Origin of the sequence: Hymenobacter sp. CRA2 (assembly GCF_002007105.1) — a bacterium.
GTDB lineage: Bacteria > Bacteroidota > Bacteroidia > Cytophagales > Hymenobacteraceae > Solirubrum.
Genome location: NZ_MVBC01000015.1, coordinates 63,219 through 80,858 on the forward strand (window position 1 = coordinate 63,219; position 17,640 = coordinate 80,858).

Below are 17,640 nucleotides of genomic sequence, written 5' to 3' on the forward strand. Positions count from 1 at the left end.
GCGACGCCGTAGGCTATCCGACCGTGCCCATTATGAAAGTCAGTTCCCTGGGGCTGTGCCTCGCCCTATCGTGGTTGGCCCTTGGCGTCCGTGCCCAGAGCCCAAATCAGAGCCTGAAAATTCTCAAGCCCACGCTGGGCTCCCGAAACGACTACTCCAAAGCCGAACAGGCGGCGTGGGAAAAAGCGCTGGCCACTAATGCGCAGCTGGAGGCGGGCAAGCTGAGCTACGAGAAGCTGCCGAAGGGTGAACGGCAGCGCATCGATCAGCTGGAGGATGGCGCCGGCCCGCTGACGCAGGGCCCCGGCTGCAGCTGGTACTGCGGCGGGCAGATGTACAAGGTCACGGCCAGCTCCCAGCTGCAGAACAAGGATGCCTACAAGCCCGACAACCTGCACGACTTCAGCCTGCTGACCGCCTGGGTGCCGAATACCGCCGCCGGAGTCATCGGGCAACGCATCAGCTTTTACTTCAAGCCTCTCTCGCCGCGGGTCAACCAAATAACCATTTACAACGGCTACCTCAAAAATCAGGAGCTGTACCAGGCCAACGCCCGCGTCAGGAAATTCAAGCTCTATCTCAACGGCACGTATTACGCCACCCTGGAGCTAGCCGACACTTCCGCCGCGCAGACGTTCAGCATTGCCCCAGTCCGCTCCACGGTCAAGGGCAAAGACCTGGTGCTGACGCTGGAAATTCAGGAAGTGTACAAGGGCGACAAGTACCCCGACGTGGCCGTGAGCGAAATCAACTTCAGCGGCCTCGATGTGCATTAGGGGCGCGATGAGTAGGGCAGTGGATGAAATACGGCTGAACTGCTGATTACCAAAAGAAGCCGCCCCGGCTGCCTGCTGGCAACCGGGGCGGTTTCTTTTTGATCCGAACCGGAATTACTTGCGGCGGGCCATTACTTTCTCCACGGCGGCCACAATGGCCTGCTCGTTGAGGCCGTACTTTTCCATCAGCTCGTCGGGCGTGCCCGATTCGCCGAAGGAGTCGTTCACGGCTACCATTTCCAGCGGCAGCGGCTCTACGCGGGCCAACAGCTGAGCAATGGAGTCGCCCAGGCCGCCGTTCATTTGGTGCTCCTCGGCCGTCACTACGCAGCGCGTCTTGCGGACCGAAGTCAGCACGGCTTCCTCGTCCAGGGGCTTGATGGTGTGGATGTTGATGATTTCGGCGTTGATGCCCTTGTCAGCCAGCAGGTGGCCGGCCAGGATGGCCTTCCACACCAGGTGGCCGGTGGCGAAGATGCTCACGTCGGTGCCCTCGTTCAGCATCACAGCTTTGCCGATTTCAAACTTCTGGTCGGCGGGGGTGAAGTTAGGCACCACCGGGCGGCCGAAGCGCAGGTACACCGGGCCTTCGTAATCGGCAATGGCCAGGGTAGCGGCTTTGGTCTGGTTGAAGTCGCAGGGGTTGATGACGCACATATGGGGCAGCATTTTCATCATGCCCACGTCCTCCAGAATCTGGTGGGTGGCGCCATCTTCGCCCAGGGTCACGCCGGCGTGCGAGGCACAGATCTTCACGTTCTTGCCCGAGTAGGCAATGCTCTGGCGGATCTGGTCGTACACGCGGCCCGTCGAGAAGTTGGCGAAGGTGCCGGTGAAGGGAATCTTACCGCCGATGGTCAGGCCGGCGGCCAGGCCCATCATGTTGGCTTCGGCAATGCCCACCTGGAAGAAGCGCTCCGGGAAATCCTTCACGAAGGCGTCCATTTTCAGGGAGCCGATGAGGTCGGCGCAGAGGGCCACTACGTTGGGGTTGGTCTGGCCGAGCTGGTGCAGGCCGGCACCGAAGCCGGAACGGGTGTCTTTTTTCTCGGTGTAGGGGAAGTCTTTCATATTGGAAGGGAGGAAGTTTCAGTTAGAAGAAAAGTGGCCTGCTTGTGGTGTCACGCAGACCAAAGTAGATAACCACTCTGTAGGGCCGGAATGCCGCGTCAGTGCGCCATGGTTATTTCCCAAAAATGCTGACCGACGTGGTTTGCCCACTACGGATGGTGAACGGCCGCACGTCCGTAAACCGGCTGCCCGTGGCGTTGCTGGTGCGGTACACCAGGCGGTACGGGCCCGGCTGCATAGGCAGGTTAATCTTGGACGAACCACCCTGCGGCAGGTCGTACACCCAGGTTTGCGAGTCGTCCTGGTTGAGGCGGTAGATGCTGCCGTAGCCTTTCAGGTCGCTGATGATGTTCAGGGTGCCCGGCGCGTCGTAGGTCACCGTGGTTTCCTGGCCCTGCTTCACGGTGATGCGCCGGATGATGCGCGGCAGCGTAAGGATTTCCACCTCGTAGTTGCCGGCCAGCAGCTTCTGCTTCGCCCCGAACGAGCGGGCCACCACCGTAGCCGGACTGGCCTGGGCGCGCACCACCGCCTGCACCACGCCGTAGGGGTTGGGCGAAAGGGGCGGGTTCTGCAGATTCAGCGTGCCCTGCGGGGTCTTGTAGGTCAGCACGTTGGCCTTGCCGGGCCGGATAGCCAGGTTTTGCTGGCGCACCGGCGGCACGGTGTTGATGACCAAGTCGTAGCTCTGCAGCGCGTCGATGTCGAGTACGTCGGGCTGGCCCTTGGCGTCGCGCCAGTGCACGTAGTTGTACTCCGGTTGGTCGGTGACGTTGTTGAGGAACGTCATGTTCACGTTCGACTCCACCGGCCGGCCCGTTTCGTCCGTCAGGTTCACGGCTACCGTGGTCTTGGCCAGGGTCTGGGCAATGACGTCGCCCAGGATGGCGCGGAACGTCTTCACGTCGGCCGCGTTGTAGTACTGGCCCAGGCACTTGAGCTGCTCGCCAAACTCGCGCTCCGCCCCGATACCGATGACGAAGGGCTTCAGAAACACGTGCTTGCGCTGCAGGGCCAGGGCCGTGGCGCACGGGTCGCCCTTGCACGATTCGAGCCCGTCCGTAATCAGGATGAGCACGTTGCGTGCGTTGCGGTCGGCCGGAAAGTCGCCTGCCGACTGCAGCAGCGAGTAGGTGATGGGCGTGTTGCCCTGCGGCGTCAGGGCCTGCAGCTTTTGCTTGATGGCGGCCGCGTTTTTGCGGGCAAAGGGCACCTCCAGGCGCGAGTCCTCGCAGTTGTTGTCCTTGTTGGGGTACTGATGGCCGTAGGCGCGCAAGGCCAGCTCCAAGTTGGGGTAGGCGTTGAGCGAGTCGGCCATCTTGGCCAGCAAGGACTTGGCTACGTTCCAGCGTGGCTGCCCTTCCCACGGCGCGTTCATCGAGCCCGAGGCGTCGAGCACGAAGAGGATGCGCGTGGTTTTGGGCTGGCCCGACGGGGCGCCTTGCTGGGCACGCAGCGGCCCGGCCAGCAGCCAAAAGGCCGCCAGCAGAACCAGCTTCCAGGTAAGAATGCGTCGTGCCATGTGCGCCTCACCCCCCGGCCCCCTCTCCGGAAAGAAGAGGGGGAGCCTGACGATGCAGGTACGAGAGGAGCCTAATGGTGAAAACAGTATTTACGCCGCGGCCATCAATGCCATCCAGGCCAGTTGAAGCAGCGCGGGGAATGGTTTAGTAGTCCGATTTTTCCTCCACGATAAGCTGCTGCAGCGCTTTTTCCAGCTGCTCGTCGTTCGGGGCCACGCCGTGCCACTTGTGGCTGCCCATCATGAAGTCCACGCCGTAGCCCATCTGCGTGTCCATCAGCAGCATCACGGGTTTGCCCTGGCCCAGCAGCGACAGAGCTTCGTCCAGCGCCGGCAACAGGGTTTCAAACTGGTTGCCGTCGGCTTCGAGCACTTGCCAGCCGAAAGCTTCAAACTTGGCGCGCAGGTCGCCCAGGCCGCCGATTTTGTCGGTCGGGCCGTCGATCTGCTGGCCGTTGCGGTCCACTACCGCAATCAGGTTGTCCACCTTGTGGTGCGGGGCGTACATGGCCGCTTCCCACACCTGGCCTTCTTCCAGTTCCCCGTCGCCCATCAGCACGAACACGCGGCGGTCGTCGTTGTTGAGCTTCTTGGCCTGGGCCGCGCCGATGGCCACGCTCAGGCCCTGGCCGAGCGAACCGGAGGCAACGCGCACGCCAGGTAGGTGCTCGTGGGTGGCAGGGTGGCCTTGCAGGCGCGAGTTCAGCTTGCGGAAGGTAGCCAGCTCACTCACCGGGAAGTAGCCCGAGCGGGCCAGCACCGAGTAAAATACCGGCGAGATGTGCCCGTTGGAGAGGAAGAACATATCCTGGCCGATGCCATTCATGTCGAAGGGCTCGGGGTGGTGCTTCATCACCTTGAAGTACAGCGCCACCAGCAGGTCGGTGCAGCCCAAAGAGCCGCCGGGGTGGCCGGAGTTGACGGCGTGCACCATGCGCACGATGTCGCGGCGTACCTGGGAGGCAATCTGCTTGAGTTCGGCCACGGAGCGCGTGGGAGTGGCGGCAGCGGGAGAAGGAGAAACGGACATATAGGGGAAGAGTGAAAGAGCGAAAATGTGAAAAATCAGGCCGCTAACGGCATTGCGCACAAAGTCTTACGGCGCGAATGTGGGGCGGTAGCGGCCGTAGCGGCAGGGGGCTAAGTTCGGCCGGGGGCGCGGTTTGCGCAACTACGGCCGGGCTGAACCCTACCGAAAACGAAACCGGCGGGCCCTGGGAGGGTCCGCCGGCGGCCAAATTACTTAAGCAGCTGTTCGGCGTGGTTTTTCGTGTCGGGGCGGCGGATAATGCGCTCCACGCGGCCTTCCGCGTCGAGCACAAACGTGGTGCGTGCCACGCCCCAATAGGTGCGGCCGTAGTTCTTTTTTTCCTGCCACACGCCGTAGGCTTCTACCAGCTGCTTCTCGGGGTCGGCCAGCAGTGGGAAGGGCAGTTCGTACTTCTCGGCAAAGCGCTGGTGCGAGGCCACGTCGTCGGTGCTCACGCCGAGCACCTGGATGCCGGCGGCTTTGAGCTGGGCCTCCCCGTCGCGCAGGGAGCAGGCCTGGGCCGTGCAGCCGGGCGTATCGTCCTTGGGGTAGAAGTACAGGGCCACGCGCTGGCCGCGGTAGTCCGCGAGGTGGTGCGTCTGGCCGTTTTGGTCCTGGGCCGTGAAGTCGGGGGCTTGGTCGCCGGGGCTAAGCGTAATCATCGGGCCCAAAGGTAAACGGTTGGCCCGGATGTAGTGCGCGTCGGCCACGGCTCATAGCCGTGGCCGACGCTTTTATGAACTACGCGTAGTCTGGGCTACTGCACGGGCGCCCCGCGTGGGGCCCCATGGTGCTAGGCCGTTTCCTGTTCGGGCTGCTGCGTGTAGATGAGGTTGCCCACATCGAAGCCCTTTTGCGCGGCCATTTCGATCAGGTTGCGCAGGGTGGGGTAGCCCAGATGCGGCGTGCGGCTCAGCACCCATAGGCCCGTGCGGTCGGGCGTACCCACGAGGGCGAAGCGGTAATCCTCGTCGAGCACCAAAATCCAGTAGTCGCCCTCGAAAGGCCACTGAAACTGCACTTTCAGCTTGGCGTTGGTCTCGGCATCGACCACGCGGGCCACGCCCCGTACCTTTTTAGCGGGTGCATTTACAGAGTCCTTGTGGCAGGTGTTATGCACCTCAATTTTGCCATCGGCCATGGGGCGGTACTCGGCCGTGACGTGGGTGCAGCGCTTCTCAAACCGTTGCGGCAGGCGGGCAATTTCGTACCACAAGCCGGCGTAGCGACGCAAATCGACGTGCGAGACAGTATCCAACTCTGGGTACCGGCGGCGGGTAAGGGCGTACACGGTGGCCCCGGCCAGCAGGGTGGCGGCGGTCCAAATAATAGGCTTACGGATGCGAGGGGTGGGCATGAAGGTGTGGGTTAGGTGTGGACAGGCCGTGTACGCAGCCCCCGCGCAGGCGTTCGAAAATGGCGGCCTGCCTTGAGTCTGGCAGGCTGTTTGTTGCGGGGCGAGGGGCCATGTTCCGATGCTTGCCTAAATTTGCCGACTGGCAGTCAACCAACACGGGCACGGCCGACTCTTCTTACCCGCTACCGGGTAGTAGCATTTGATATTCACACCTAACGCATACATGGCTTTCGACGCTACCAAACAGCAACTCTTCCTCCACACCGAGCAGCAGCTGCGCGAGCAGGGCTTCGGGATTGAGCGCCAGGATCAGACGCGGCCCTGGGGCGGGTTCTTCGTCATCGACGAAACCCAGGCCCAGCAGTTCGCCGATACCTACTTCGATGGCCTGTCGGTCGAGGAGCTGCGCATCTCGGGCAAGCTCAGCCCCAAGATTCTGATTGTGGCGCCGCAGCAGCGCCTCTCGTGGCAGTACCACCACCGCCGCGCCGAAATCTGGCGTGTGGTGCAGGGCCCGGTGGGCGTGGTCACCAGCGACACGGACGCCGAAGGCGAGGTGAAGACCTACCAGGTGGGCGAGCAGATTACCCTGCGCCAGGGCGAGCGGCACCGCCTCGTGGGCCTCGACGGCTGGGGCATCCTGGCCGAAATCTGGCAGCACACCGACGCCCAGCAGCCTTCCGACGAGGACGACATCGTGCGCGTGCAGGACGACTTCGGCCGGTAGGCTGGTTTAGACACGAGTATAGAGAACTGAGAAGCGAGACGCGGCGACATCACCGCTGATCAATCAACATCCCAGTCAATAGAAAAGCCCCGCCGGATTGTTCCGGCGGGGCTTTTTGCTGTATGAAGCCTGAAACAGAAGAACGGGATTCGTCTGGCTTCGCAGGCCTTCTAGCTCTTGCCTAAGCCTTCAGCGCGGCCGTCAGCTTACGCACCCCCTCGAGCGCGTTGGCGCCGAGGTGCACGCGCAGGGTGCGGCGGTCGTAGCTGCGCAGGGCTTCCAGGTCGCCTTGGGCCTGGGCGTCCTTCAGCGTGCCGAAAGTGTAGGAGCGGCCGGGCAGGGGCAGGTCGGGGTTGTTGTCGGCGGTGAGCTGCAGGAACAGGCCGGTGTTCGGCCCGCCCTTGTGGTACTGGCCGGTGCTGTGCAAAAAGCGCGGGCCGTAGCCGAAGGTGGTGGCTGCGTGCAGGCGTTGCTGCAGCGTGGCGCGCAGCTCGTCGATGGCGGCGTTCAGCTCAGGCGTCTCCGTCAGGTACGCCTGAATGGAAACGTAGTCGCCGGGGTTGGCCTGGAAAAACTGCCCGAGCAGGCCTTGGGCATCGGCGCCGGTAGTCGGGCCGTAGAAGCTCAGCCCGTCGGCCGCCAGCGCGGTAGACTCCTGGGGCAGGCTGCCTTTTTCAGCTACTTCTTTCATCAGCTTGTCGGTGGCGGTTTTAGCCGCCTGCACGTTGGGCTGGTCGAAGGGGTTGATTTCGAGCACGGCGCTGGCTACGGCCGTGGCCACTTCCCAGCGGAAAAACTCCTGTCCCAGATCCAGCGCGTCGTGCATACGAATGCTGATAACGGGGTGGCCAGCAGCCTCCAGGGTCTGCAGTTTTTGCTGGTTGTCAGCGTCGGCGTCGCCTGCGTAGCCCACGTACACGAACACGCGGTCATTGCCGTACAGGCTCACGTCGGCCAGCGGCTCGCCGGCCACGGGCAGGATGCCCACGCCGTGCTTGCCGGTGCTTTCGGCAATAAGCTGCTCCAGCCACAGGCCCAGGTCGCTCAGGCCTGCGGGCGTGATGAGCGTAAGCTTGTCGCGGCCCTGCTGGGCTAGTACGCCCAGGGCCACGCCCAGCTCCAGGCCGGGGTTGCTGGTTACGTCGCCATTCGAGCCGTTGGCCTGCATCATGCCCACCGAGCGGCGCAGCAGCTCCTCGATGTCGATGCCGTAGAGGGCGGCGGGCACCAGCCCGAAGTAGGAGAGGGCCGAGAAGCGGCCGCCTACCTCGGTGAAGTTCAGGAACACGCGGCGGTAGCCCAGGCTTTCGGCCGTAGCAATGAACTTGGAGCCGGGGTCGGTAATAGCCACGAAGTTTTCGCCGGCCTTGTCGCCTTTGATAGCTTTGATCCGGTCGTAGAAATAGTCGCCAAAGGCCAGGGGCTCGGCCGTGGTGCCCGATTTGCTGGCCACGATGCACAGCGTGGTTTCCAGCGGTACGGCCTTTTCAATCTGCTGCACCGTGCCCGGGTCGGTGGTGTCGAGCACCAGCATTTCCAGGCCGCCTTCGGTCTTGGGGAAGGACTTCTCGAACACAATCGGAGCCATAGAGGAGCCGCCCATACCCATGACGATGACGTGGGTAAAGCCGGCGGCCTTCACTTCCTGCACAAACTGCTCAATCTCGCCCACGCGCTCCTGCATGGTTTCGGCCACGCGCAGCCAGCCCATGTAGGCCCGCAGCTCGGCCTGGGCCTGCGGGTCCTGCACCCACAGGTCGGCCTGTTTCTGCCAGAAACCAGCGGTGAAATTCTTGGCGTTGAATTCGGCAATTTTGGCGTCGACGGCGGCCTGGTACTGGCCCAGGTGCAGCTCGGCGGCGGGCACGGATTGTTGCGTTTCTCCCATCGGGGTATGAAGTAGAAAAAGAATGACGTAGGGGCAGGCCGCCCAGGCCTTCAACGAAAGGCCAACCGCGGCGGCTGCGGGGGTAAAAATGCACCTCCTTTCCGAAACGATGGGGCTGGAAGCAGAATTTTCCGCCGGCAGAGGAAGATGGTATTTAGCAAGGCCTTGACTGCCACCGCGTAATTTGCCGACTCTGCCGCAGTGCTGGTCAGTCTGATATGCGAATAAGTTGCGTTGTTTATTTGGGCTTTTTATTGCTGATGCCCGGGTTGCTGCGGGCACAATCGGTGCCCCCTCCTAAAGGCTACAAGCTGCACCGGGTGCGGCGGCTACGCCCCGCGCCGCTGCCGCCCGGCGGACTGGTGCCGTACGACGGCTACTTCGAGTGGGGGCTGTCCGATACGCTGGGCCGGGTGTACGTGCAGCCCACGTTTCAGAACGAGCTTAAAGCCACGGCCGGGCCCTTCTGGCTGTCGGAGTGGGGATCTGTCACCACCACTTATCGGCGCAGCAGCCGGTGGAAAAACCAGCAAGGCGAATGGGAAATCTGGCTGAATGCCCGCGGGCAGTATCTGGTCGTACCGGCAGGTTTTGCCGCCTACCGCCAGCCTGCGGGCCAAGCCGCTGCGCCGCCACCTCACGGCCCCGCTGTACCGTTTCGAATCGGCTCTGGACACGGCCGCGCGTGGCCGGCGCTATTGGCACAACTGGCCCAGGGGCAAGGGCTGGGTGTACTCGCTGGGCGCCGATCTGTTCGCCGTGCGCGGCCCCAGCGGCCCGCGGTATGTCCGGCAGCTGCACCGCCGTAACCGCCGCCATCCGGTGCCGCACCCGCCGCCGGCGTACGGGCCCGCGCAGGCCCTGTTCGACAGCACCAGCCGCCGCCTCACCCCATACCGTTACGACCGGTTGCTGCCTATCAGCGACGGACGCATCCGCTTTGAGCGGTACGCGGCGCGGCGCACCTACGGCTACCTGGACCCGCGCGGCCGCGAAGTGCTCGGGCCGTACGATGCCGCCGGGCCGTTTTCCCACGGCCGGGCCGTGGTCGTGACAGCCGGTGCCCCCACGCCCAACGACGACCAGTACGCGCTTATCGACACAACGGGCGCGTACGTGCTGGCCCCGCAGCCGCGGCGGCTGGACGGCCCCGATGCGCTGGGCTTCGTGCGCCGCGCGGTGCCCCGGGCCGGCAAGGGAAACGTGGCCGAGTACCTGCGACCCAACGGGCAGCCGGCTTTCCCCGGTCGCTATTTTGGTTGGGGCGACGAATTCAAAACCGATTCCGCGGCCGTGCCCGACACGCTCGGCCGGCCCGGTATTCTCTACAGCGACGGCCGCTGGCTGCCCCGGCCCGCGCCCGCCAAGCCCATAATCAGGGCCGCGCCCCGGCCCACGGTGCAGGAGGCGCTTAACGACCGGTTCCGGCTGATCAAAAGTGACGGCCAGCCGCTCAACGCCGAAACCTACGCCTGGGCCAAGGCGCTAGCTGGTGACTGGTTTGCAGCCCGCCCAACGCCCGAGGCGGCTATGCTGCTACTTACGCCCGCCGGCCAGCCCTACCCGCTGCCGCCCGGCTACGAACCCGATCTGATGGAGCACAGCGTGGCCAATGCCGCCGAAGTGCCTTTCGCCAACGGCTTGTTGAAAGTGCGCTGGGGTAAGCCTTTCCGGGAAGGCGGGGAGCCTCGGCGCGAAGCCTACATGACCCGCAGCGGCCGCATTCTTACCAGCGACCTGAAGGGCGATTAAGCTCAGAAGCTAAATAGGAAAGCGGGTAGGGTATTTTCGGATGACTCGAAAATACCCTACCCGCTCCGTTGCGGCGCAAGCCGACCTACAGCTGCAGGTTAATCACGCGCTCGTTGCCGGCCTGGTCGGTGAGGCGCAGGCGGGCGGGGCCGCGCAGGGCCGGGCCCAGCGTGTCGCCGCGCTCGGTGAAAAGCGTGGCGTTCTTGTTTTCGTAGCGCAGCAGCCGGAAGCGTCCCCCGATTTCCAGCTGGTAGCTGGCCAAGCCCGAAAGATTGTCGCTGACTTTGAATACCAGCCCGCCGGCGCGGCTGATGAGACGGGCCGAGGGCGGAATCGTGTCGGTGAGGATGCGGAACTGGCCGTAGTTGCGGGTGTTGAAACTGAGCAGCTCACCGTCCCACTGGCCGCCGGCCCAGCTGGCCGTGCCGCCACGAATGAGGTAAGCCGCCGCGTGGGCTTTGTCGGTTACGGGCTCGGCGGGCTTCAGCGTCACGCGCATGGCGTGCTGAATGGGCGTGCGTGGGTTCTGGATGGTCCAGGTCTTGTCCTTGAAGCCCGTTTGCAGGTAAAGCGTGTCGTAGTTGGTACGCGGGGCGAAAATTACGTTCACCAGGTTGTTGGCAAACAGCTGCTCCTCGCCGGCCGGAATGGCCGCCACCCGGTCGAAGCGCTGGTCGTTGGCAATGCCGGGGAAGCGCAGGTACTCAGGCAGGCCGGCGCGCAGGTCGTAGAGGTACACGGTCCGGCTCTGGTCGGTGTAGCTGGGCTTGAGCTGCAATTGCCGGTCGCCGCGCAACAGAGTTAAGTTGGGGGCTTGGCGCGTGGTGTCGTCCACGGTCACGCGCAGGATGTTGCGCAGCACGTCGTAGCGCAGCGTGGGCTTGCGCACAGTCGCTGAGCGCGTCTGCCAGTAGTCGGCGGGCACGCCGCGCAGCACCACGTGCAGCGGGGTGGTGTTGCCGTAGGCGTCCTGCAGGCGCATTTCCACGTCGTAGATTTTGCCTGGTTCCACCCGCAGCTTGCCCTTGGAGGGTCCGGTGTGGTAGATCGGCAGGTCGTTGCCGTCATCCACCCACAACTTCTCGAAGGTGCGCCGTGCACTCATCAGGTACTCGTAGTCGATGTGCTGGTTGACCACCCGCGTTTCGTCCGGAAAGCCGATGCCGTTGATGACGTGCCCGTACAGCGGTTGCCCGTTCACCTGCACGTCCACTTTGTACAGCCCGTTCTTGTTCCAGGCGTTATCGAAGCGGTCAAACGCCTGCAGCAGCAGGCCTACGGTGCCGTAAGCCGGAATGGTATCGGCCACCGAGAAGCCGGTGCCCGCCTTGCCTACGGGCGTAAACAGGCGCTTCTCGAAGCGGCCCTGCACCCGCGCATCAATGCTTAGCGGCTCCACGGCCATGCCCACCACGGTGGGGGCCACGTGGTCCTGAATTTCGCTGAAGCCGCCCCACTGCAGCGGGTTGAGCTGATTGTCCTTGGCGTCGCGCACTTCCCAGTGCAGGTGCGGCCCGGCCGAGCCGCCCGTGTTGCCCGACAAGGCCACGATGTCGCCGCGCTTCACCGGGAACTGGTTGGGCTCGAAGAACAGCTCCAGCTCGTAGCTGCGCTTCTCGTACTGGCGGCGCAGCATTTCCTGTGCCACCGGGCCGCGGAAGTGGTTGAGGTGTCCGTACACCGTCGTCAGCCCGTTGGGATGGGTGATGTAGAGCACGTTGCCGTAGCCGAAGCTGCTTTGCTTCATGCGCGAGATGTAGCCGTCGGCGGCGGCGTACACCGGCAAATCCACCCCGCCGTTGGTCTTGATGTCGAGCCCGCCGTGGAAGTGGTTGGGCCGCAGCTCGCCCATGCTGGCAGCCAGCAGGTTGGGCTTGCCGGGCTGAATGGGGAAGAGGAAGTAGTCTTTGAGCGCGCTGCTGGTATCAGGCGGGGCCACGGCCGACTTGGCGGCCTGGGGCTTGTCGGTTTTGGCGTCGGGGTCGGCGGAGCAGGAGAGGGGCAGCGCCGGCAAGGCCAGCAGCAGCAGCTTGGCAGCAAGATGATTCAACAACACAGAGGCAACAACGGGCTTTGAGCGGCCAATGGGGTGGAGCCGCGGAAAGAAAAAATCAGGTAGGCTAAAGCCAGAAGCTAGTTCCCCTCCTCCGTTGAGGAGGGGCTAGGGGTGGTTGAAAGGCCAGGGTTAGCAATCTAAAAAACAGATGACGTCCATACGTCAAGGTCAACCACCGCCAACCCCTCCTCAGCTGAGGAGGGGAACTAGCTTCTGGCTTTAGCCTCTTTAGCTTGTTATTTCACGCTCACGTCGAAGAACTGCTCGTCCTCGATGTAGCCCACCAGCTGGTCGCCGACTTTGATCGGGCCCACGCCGCTGGGCGTGCCGGTGAAAATCAGGTCGCCCATCTTCAGGGTGATGAACTGGGAGATGTAGCTGATGATCTTATTGAAGTCGTGCAGCATCAGCGAGGAATTGCCCTGCTGGCGCACTTCGCCGTTGACCTCCAGGCGGAAGTTGATGTTTTTCAGGTCGCTGAACTCCGAAACGGGCTTGAAGTTGGCGCCCAGCGGAGCGGAGCCGTCGAAGCCTTTGGCCAGCTCCCAGGGCAGGCCTTTGCTTTTGAGCTTGCTCTGCAGGTCGCGCGCCGTCAGGTCCAGGCCCAGGCCGATGGCATCGTAGTACGTGTGGGCAAACTGCTCCTCGATGTGGCGGCCGTTCTTGCTGATACGCAGCACCAGCTCTACCTCGTGATGAATGTCCTGGGTGAAGTCGGGGTAGAAGAAGGGCTGGTTGCGCTGCAGCAGCGCCGTGTCGGGCTTGGCAAAGATGACGGGGGCGTCAGGCACTTCGTTCTGGAGCTCGGCGATGTGCTCGGCGTAGTTGCGACCGATGCAGAGGATTTTCATGGGCGAAGAAATTCAGCGGAAAAACGGGCCCCGAGGGCGCTGTAAGCAAAAGTACAGGATTGAAGCCGCCGGCAAAACCGCGCGGCCCGCGCCCCGCCTTACGCGAAAGCAACTGAACGCGTTAGGCCGTAATACAACATTTGCCCCGGCGTGCGTCGTATAGCACGCACCCGGCCGGACCGGCGCAGAATGCGTATTCTCGCCCCCGGAAGCGGTATTTCACCCGTTTGCCAACCCCGACACTTCTTCACCCCATGTTCAAAAAATTCCTACTGGCCGTGGCGCTGTGCGCAACCGCCGGCTGCTCGTCCGTGCCGATAACCGGGCGCAACCAACTCAGCCTCGTTTCCGACCAGGAAATCAACACGATGTCGGCCGACGAATACCAGAAAGTGCTGCAAACCAGCCGACTGTCGAGCAACGCCAGCCAAACCGCCATGGTGCGCCGCGTAGGCCAGCGCATTCAGCAGGCCGTAGAAACGTACTTCCGCCAGCAAAACCAATCGGCCCAGCTGGAAGGCTACCAGTGGGAGTACAACCTCATCGAAGACCCGCAGGAAAACGCCTGGTGTATGCCCGGCGGTAAGGTGGCCGTGTACACCGGCATTCTGCCCATTACGGAGGATGAAAACGGCCTGGCCGTAGTGCTGGGCCACGAAATTGCCCACGCCGTGGCCCGCCACAGCAACGAGCGGATGAGCCAGCAGATGGCGGCGCAAGGCCTCGGCGGCGTGCTGTCGGCAGCCGTGGGGCAGAACCCCTCGGCCACCCAAAACGTGTTTCTGCAGGCCGTGGGCGTTGGCTCGCAGGTGGGCCTGCTGAAGTTCAGCCGTACCCAGGAGTCGGAAGCCGACCACCTAGGCCTGATTTTTATGGCTATGGCCGGCTACAACCCCGATACGGCCGTGTCCTTCTGGCAGCGGATGGCGGCCAAGCAGCAGGCCGGCAACATCGAGCTGCTTTCCACCCACCCCTCCGATGCCACGCGCATTGCCGCCATCCAACGCGAGCTGCCCGAGGCGCGTAAGTACTACACCGCCCGCTAACGGGCCTTTTTGCCAGTGCTGAAATCACCACACCTGCGCCTCGCCCTTGCCGCCGTCACCGCGCTGACGTTGGGGCTGGGCGCCTGCGAAACCACCAAGCGCGGCTTCCCCGAATCCAGTACCCCCGGCACGGAAAGCGAGGAAACGGCGGCTGCCAACCCAAACGTGCGTCAAAACAAGCGCGAGCGTAAGGAAACCGAAGACCTGCGTATCCTCGACTCGCCCAACCGCTTAGTCGGGGCCGTGGTGGAAAGCAAAGTCCAGTACAAAGTGCCGCGCGAGATACTGATGCAGAACTTCAACCGGCAGTTCAGCGACGGCACCGTCATCGACAAAGCGCAGGTGCGCCCGGTGCAGGGCTCGGCCAAGGAAAAACCGACGTATTTCCTCGTCGGGATGGGCCTGCGCAACGGCATGTACCGCGCCATGGCCATTCCGCTGGCGCTGTCCACCGACAACGAGCTGTACCTCAGCTCCGATGCGGAACGCTACGTGGTGGAGGGCCGCGGCTGCCAGATGTGCTTCTTCAACTTCGAGCGCGGCGCCATTGTGGGCACTACCTGCGAGGATAACTCCGGCGGCTGCAACCTCACTATTGAGCGCAAAAACACCTTTTTCCCGCCCAAACGATGAGCCGCAAGTGGATCATGCGCCTGGCACTGACAGCGGTAGCGCTGCTGGTCACCACCGACCGGCGCCGCCGGGCCGAGCCGCCCAAACCGCCTAAGCCAGTAGATGAACCCGGCGACGACAAATAAAACGCGGGCCCGCGTTGGTTATAAGCTGAACACTGGTTATTCAAATCTATGCTGCGTCGCTTGCTGCTGGTTGCCTGTGTGGGCGGGCTCGGCATTCTGCTCTATGTCGTCGTTGCCGCGCCCTTCATGGTCACGTGGGGGCACCCAAAAGACACTTGGGTAAAGCTGGCCATGCTGATTTGCCACTTCCCAGTGCCCGAAACGTCTGGGCCCGATGTTTCCCTCTGGCCACTGGTGCTGAACAGCGTTATCTGGGCGTTGGGCTTATATGCGCTTTACGCGGGGCTAAAGCAGGCCACACGGAGAATTGTCGCTTTGGCTAAACGGTAGCCGCTGCAAACTCTCGAACGCGCAGCGCCAACCCCGGCAGGTCGGCGCGCTCCAGGGCGTGTATGGTGTTCGGCAGCACCTCAAACGTGGCATTCTGCAGGTAAGCAGCGAACTGCCGCGAGGCCTCTACGCCGGCCGTGGTATCCAGCTCGCCCACCAGCACCTGCAGCGGTATGGTCAGCTGCGACAAGTTTAGCTCATTGAGCGGCGGAGCCTCGCCCAGCTCGCGCAGCATGGCGGCCGTGGCTTCCACCACCGCGTGCCACTCCGTAGGGGCGTGCGTGCGCTGCAGGTGCTCCACGTACTGCGGAATTTTGGCCTGCATCTTGGCCGGGTCCAGCATCCCGGTTTCCGTGGCCACCGTTTCGGGCGACCAGTCGAACTTGGTGCCATAGGTAGTGATGCTGCGGATGCGGCCCGGGTCGGTGGCGGCGCTGAGCACGGCCGCGTAGCCGCCCATGCTGTAGCCGAACACGTGCACATCGTCGAGTTGGTGCTCGGCCAGGAAGTAGCTCACCTCGGCCGCAAAGTGCGTCATGGTGAAGTGCTCCGGGTCGAGCGGGCGGCCGCCGTGGCCCGGAAAGGAAAAAGTATGCACGGCAAAGTCGGCGGCCAGCGCGTTGGCCAGGGGCTGCAGCTGCTGGGCCGAGCCCAGGGCGCCGTGGAGGAGGAGAAGGGGCTGTTTCATGGCGGGGCTAAAGGTAGCGCGGGCCTGACCTTCCGCGGCTTCGGCCAAGCTACCCAAATGATGTGAGTAGTCTACGCCAAAACGGAAGGTCAGGCCCGCGTTGGGCTAGCCTGTTAGTTTATTCGCGGCTCAGTTGCCGGTCACCTGCCCCGCCAGTTGGGCCAGATCCAGCCCGTCGAAGGTGCCCGAGGTCATCATCAGCAGGTTGGCGTTGTGCCAGTCCTGCTGCTGCAGAAACTCAGCCAGCTGCCGGCTGTCGGTAAACACGCGCAGATCGGGGCGGTGGAAGGCCTCGGCCACCTGCACCTCGCTCAGCGGAGGCAGGCGCTTGTGGGCCAGCACCTGCGGGTTGAAGTACACCACGGCCACGTCGGGCGCATCGAAAGTGCCCTCGTACTGGGGCAGGAAGGCCGGGTTCAGCGAGCTGAAGGTGTGCAGCTCCAGGCAGGCCACCAGCTTGCGCTCCGGAAACTGCCGCTTCAGGGCCGCCGAGGTGGCTTTCAGCTTGCTGGGCGCGTGGGCAAAGTCCTTGTACACCACCGAGGAGGTGCCCTGCTTCACCAGCTCCAGCCGGCGCGCCGCACCACGGAAGGAGGCAATGGCTTCGTAGAAGTCCTTGCCCTTGATGCCCAGTTGCTTGCACACCTCGCGGGCGGCCGAAATATTGCGCAGGTTATGCTCGCCAAACACCTGAATCGGCACCAGCTCGTCCTTTTTGGTGATGAGGAAGGTCTGCCCGTTTTTGATGATGTTTTCGTGCGGGCCGTAGCCCACGTACTTCACGTCGGGGTTGGAGGGCACGCTTACCAGCTGGGCCTGCTCGTCGTCCTGATCGAAGATGAGCACGCCGGCCTTGGGCGTCATCCGGGCGAAAATGGCGAACTGCTCGCGGTAGATTTCCTCGGTGGGGAACACGTTGATGTGGTCCCAGCTGATGCCGGAAATCACCCCGATGTGGTGCTGGTAGAGGTGAAACTTCGGCCGGCGGTCCACCGGCGACGAGAGGTATTCGTCGCCCTCGATGACGATGATGGGCGCGTCGTCGGAGAGCTGCACCATCAAATCGAAGCCCTCCAGCTGGGCGCCCACGGCGTAGTCGAACCGGCGGCCGTGGTGGCGCAGCACGTGCAGAATCAGCGAGGTAATGCTGGTTTTGCCGTGCGAACCGCCGATGACGATGCGCTGCTTGTCCTTCGAGGCCTCGTGAATAAACTCGGGGAAGGAAAAGATGCGCAGGCCCAGCTCCTGGGCGCGGTGCAGCTCGGGGTTGTCGGGGCGGGCGTGCATGCCCACGATGACGGCGTCGAGGTCCGGGGTGATGCGTTCGGCATTCCAGCCCATCTCGGCCGGTAGCAGCCCGGCCTGTTGCAGGCGGGTGCGGGCCGGGTCGAAGATTTCGTCGTCGGAGCCGGTGACGTGCACGCCTTGCTGGTGCAGGGCCAAAGCCAGGTTGTGCATGATGCTGCCGCCCACCGCAATGAGGTGGACGCGCCGGTACGTGGGGTGAGCCATGCGGGCAGTCGGAGTACGCTACGTAGTGGAGACGCCGGCCATAAAGCCGGCCCGGCCGTAAACAGCCGGGCGGCAAAGATAGACTGCAGATATAAACAGATGATTTGAACGGATAAAACGGGTGTTTCCCAAGCAGGAAGCGGGTTTGGCCAGCCTATGGTTTGTTGGGCCGAATCCGTTTCATCCGCCAAGCCCATCTGTTTTCATCCGAGGCCGGGGAAAGTAGCGAAAACTACGTCCGCAATCAACGCCAATAAATAGCCGGCTCGGCCGTAT

Annotated in this window: 17 protein-coding genes; 7 read left to right on the forward strand and 10 right to left on the reverse strand. The window is 63.3% G+C overall.

All coding sequences use genetic code 11. The annotated features are described in order from the left end of the window. The first annotated feature begins 32 nt into the window (after positions 1-32). Positions 33-776, forward strand: a complete 744-nt coding sequence (locus B0919_RS20325; protein ID WP_139362286.1) for an NADase-type glycan-binding domain-containing protein — start codon at positions 33-35, stop codon at positions 774-776. Positions 777-890: 114 nt separating this feature from the next. On the opposite strand, the gene B0919_RS20330 is transcribed toward B0919_RS20325, so the two are convergent. The 5 genes from B0919_RS20330 to B0919_RS20350 form a co-directional block, all read right to left on the reverse strand. Next, a complete protein-coding gene (locus tag B0919_RS20330; RefSeq protein WP_078014128.1) occupies positions 891-1,847 on the reverse strand; it encodes a transketolase family protein in 957 nt (318 codons plus the stop codon). Between the two features lie 112 nt (positions 1,848-1,959). Then, positions 1,960-3,369: a vWA domain-containing protein gene (locus B0919_RS20335; protein ID WP_078014129.1), complete on the reverse strand. Its 1,410-nt coding sequence runs from the start codon at positions 3,367-3,369 to the stop codon at positions 1,960-1,962. A gap of 145 nt (positions 3,370-3,514) precedes the next feature. Next, a complete protein-coding gene (locus B0919_RS20340; protein WP_078014130.1) occupies positions 3,515-4,399 on the reverse strand; it encodes a transketolase in 885 nt (294 codons plus the stop codon). Between the two features lie 209 nt (positions 4,400-4,608). After that, entirely contained in the window at positions 4,609-5,058 is a 450-nt protein-coding gene (bcp, locus tag B0919_RS20345) for a thioredoxin-dependent thiol peroxidase (protein ID WP_217701052.1), read from the reverse strand. Between the two features lie 134 nt (positions 5,059-5,192). Continuing rightward, on the reverse strand, positions 5,193-5,756 hold the full coding sequence (locus B0919_RS20350) for a lipocalin family protein (RefSeq protein ID WP_078014132.1): 564 nt from the start codon (positions 5,754-5,756) through the stop codon (positions 5,193-5,195). Positions 5,757-5,979: 223 nt separating this feature from the next. On the opposite strand from B0919_RS20350, the gene B0919_RS20355 reads away from it, so the two are divergent. Then, a complete protein-coding gene (locus tag B0919_RS20355; RefSeq protein ID WP_078014133.1) occupies positions 5,980-6,483 on the forward strand; it encodes a phosphoheptose isomerase in 504 nt (167 codons plus the stop codon). Between the two features lie 181 nt (positions 6,484-6,664). Here the strand turns inward: B0919_RS20355 and B0919_RS20360 are convergent, their stop codons facing one another. Further along, a complete protein-coding gene (locus tag B0919_RS20360; protein WP_078014134.1) occupies positions 6,665-8,371 on the reverse strand; it encodes a hypothetical protein in 1,707 nt (568 codons plus the stop codon). A gap of 555 nt (positions 8,372-8,926) precedes the next feature. Here B0919_RS20360 and B0919_RS20365 point away from each other — a divergent pair. Beyond that, entirely contained in the window at positions 8,927-10,123 is a 1,197-nt protein-coding gene (locus tag B0919_RS20365) for a WG repeat-containing protein (protein ID WP_139362287.1), read from the forward strand. A gap of 85 nt (positions 10,124-10,208) precedes the next feature. On the opposite strand, the gene B0919_RS20370 is transcribed toward B0919_RS20365, so the two are convergent. Next, entirely contained in the window at positions 10,209-12,173 is a 1,965-nt protein-coding gene (locus B0919_RS20370; protein ID WP_078014136.1) for a M23 family metallopeptidase, read from the reverse strand. A 242-nt stretch (positions 12,174-12,415) separates the two neighbouring features. Then, positions 12,416-13,030 (reverse strand): fumarylacetoacetate hydrolase family protein, encoded by a 615-nt coding sequence (locus B0919_RS20375; RefSeq protein ID WP_078014137.1) that lies wholly within the window; start codon positions 13,028-13,030, stop codon positions 12,416-12,418. Between the two features lie 254 nt (positions 13,031-13,284). On the opposite strand from B0919_RS20375, the gene B0919_RS20380 reads away from it, so the two are divergent. Genes B0919_RS20380 through B0919_RS20390 form a run of 4 tightly spaced genes read left to right on the forward strand, consistent with a single transcriptional unit; the run spans position 13,285 to position 15,164 of the window. Next, complete coding sequence (locus tag B0919_RS20380; protein ID WP_078014138.1) at positions 13,285-14,076, forward strand: M48 family metallopeptidase; 792 nt, start codon at positions 13,285-13,287, stop codon at positions 14,074-14,076. Between the two features lie 15 nt (positions 14,077-14,091). Then, a complete protein-coding gene (locus B0919_RS20385; protein ID WP_078014139.1) occupies positions 14,092-14,709 on the forward strand; it encodes a hypothetical protein in 618 nt (205 codons plus the stop codon). Beyond that, on the forward strand, positions 14,706-14,834 hold the full coding sequence (locus B0919_RS25890; RefSeq protein WP_262490558.1) for a hypothetical protein: 129 nt from the start codon (positions 14,706-14,708) through the stop codon (positions 14,832-14,834). Before B0919_RS20385 ends, B0919_RS25890 begins: the two co-directional genes overlap by 4 nt. Positions 14,835-14,882: 48 nt before the next feature. Beyond that, entirely contained in the window at positions 14,883-15,164 is a 282-nt protein-coding gene (locus B0919_RS20390) for a hypothetical protein (protein WP_078014140.1), read from the forward strand. Here the strand turns inward: B0919_RS20390 and B0919_RS20395 are convergent. Both B0919_RS20395 and B0919_RS20400 read right to left on the reverse strand, forming a co-directional pair. Then, positions 15,154-15,852 (reverse strand): alpha/beta fold hydrolase, encoded by a 699-nt coding sequence (locus B0919_RS20395; RefSeq protein WP_139362288.1) that lies wholly within the window; start codon positions 15,850-15,852, stop codon positions 15,154-15,156. The two genes, B0919_RS20390 and B0919_RS20395, sit on opposite strands and share 11 nt — an antisense overlap. A gap of 129 nt (positions 15,853-15,981) precedes the next feature. Then, positions 15,982-17,364, reverse strand: a complete 1,383-nt coding sequence (locus B0919_RS20400) for a UDP-N-acetylmuramate--L-alanine ligase (protein WP_078014142.1) — start codon at positions 17,362-17,364, stop codon at positions 15,982-15,984. Positions 17,365-17,640 lie beyond the last annotated feature (276 nt).

Bases quoted from the DNA above. Each gene is read 5' to 3' on its own strand.
- B0919_RS20325 (WP_139362286.1), top strand. From the start codon at position 33: ATGAAAGTCAGTTCCCTGGGGCTGTGCCTCGCCCTATCGTGGTTGGCC.
- B0919_RS20330 (WP_078014128.1), bottom strand. From the start codon at position 1,847: ATGAAAGACTTCCCCTACACCGAGAAAAAAGACACCCGTTCCGGCTTC.
- B0919_RS20335 (WP_078014129.1), bottom strand. From the start codon at position 3,369: ATGGCACGACGCATTCTTACCTGGAAGCTGGTTCTGCTGGCGGCCTTT.
- B0919_RS20340 (WP_078014130.1), bottom strand. From the start codon at position 4,399: ATGTCCGTTTCTCCTTCTCCCGCTGCCGCCACTCCCACGCGCTCCGTG.
- B0919_RS20350 (WP_078014132.1), bottom strand. From the start codon at position 5,756: ATGCCCACCCCTCGCATCCGTAAGCCTATTATTTGGACCGCCGCCACC.
- B0919_RS20355 (WP_078014133.1), top strand. From the start codon at position 5,980: ATGGCTTTCGACGCTACCAAACAGCAACTCTTCCTCCACACCGAGCAG.
- B0919_RS20360 (WP_078014134.1), bottom strand. From the start codon at position 8,371: ATGGGAGAAACGCAACAATCCGTGCCCGCCGCCGAGCTGCACCTGGGC.
- B0919_RS20365 (WP_139362287.1), top strand. From the start codon at position 8,927: ATGCCCGCGGGCAGTATCTGGTCGTACCGGCAGGTTTTGCCGCCTACC.
- B0919_RS20375 (WP_078014137.1), bottom strand. From the start codon at position 13,030: ATGAAAATCCTCTGCATCGGTCGCAACTACGCCGAGCACATCGCCGAG.
- B0919_RS20380 (WP_078014138.1), top strand. From the start codon at position 13,285: ATGTTCAAAAAATTCCTACTGGCCGTGGCGCTGTGCGCAACCGCCGGC.
- B0919_RS25890 (WP_262490558.1), top strand. From the start codon at position 14,706: ATGAGCCGCAAGTGGATCATGCGCCTGGCACTGACAGCGGTAGCGCTG.
- B0919_RS20390 (WP_078014140.1), top strand. From the start codon at position 14,883: ATGCTGCGTCGCTTGCTGCTGGTTGCCTGTGTGGGCGGGCTCGGCATT.
- B0919_RS20395 (WP_139362288.1), bottom strand. From the start codon at position 15,852: ATGAAACAGCCCCTTCTCCTCCTCCACGGCGCCCTGGGCTCGGCCCAG.
- B0919_RS20400 (WP_078014142.1), bottom strand. From the start codon at position 17,364: ATGGCTCACCCCACGTACCGGCGCGTCCACCTCATTGCGGTGGGCGGC.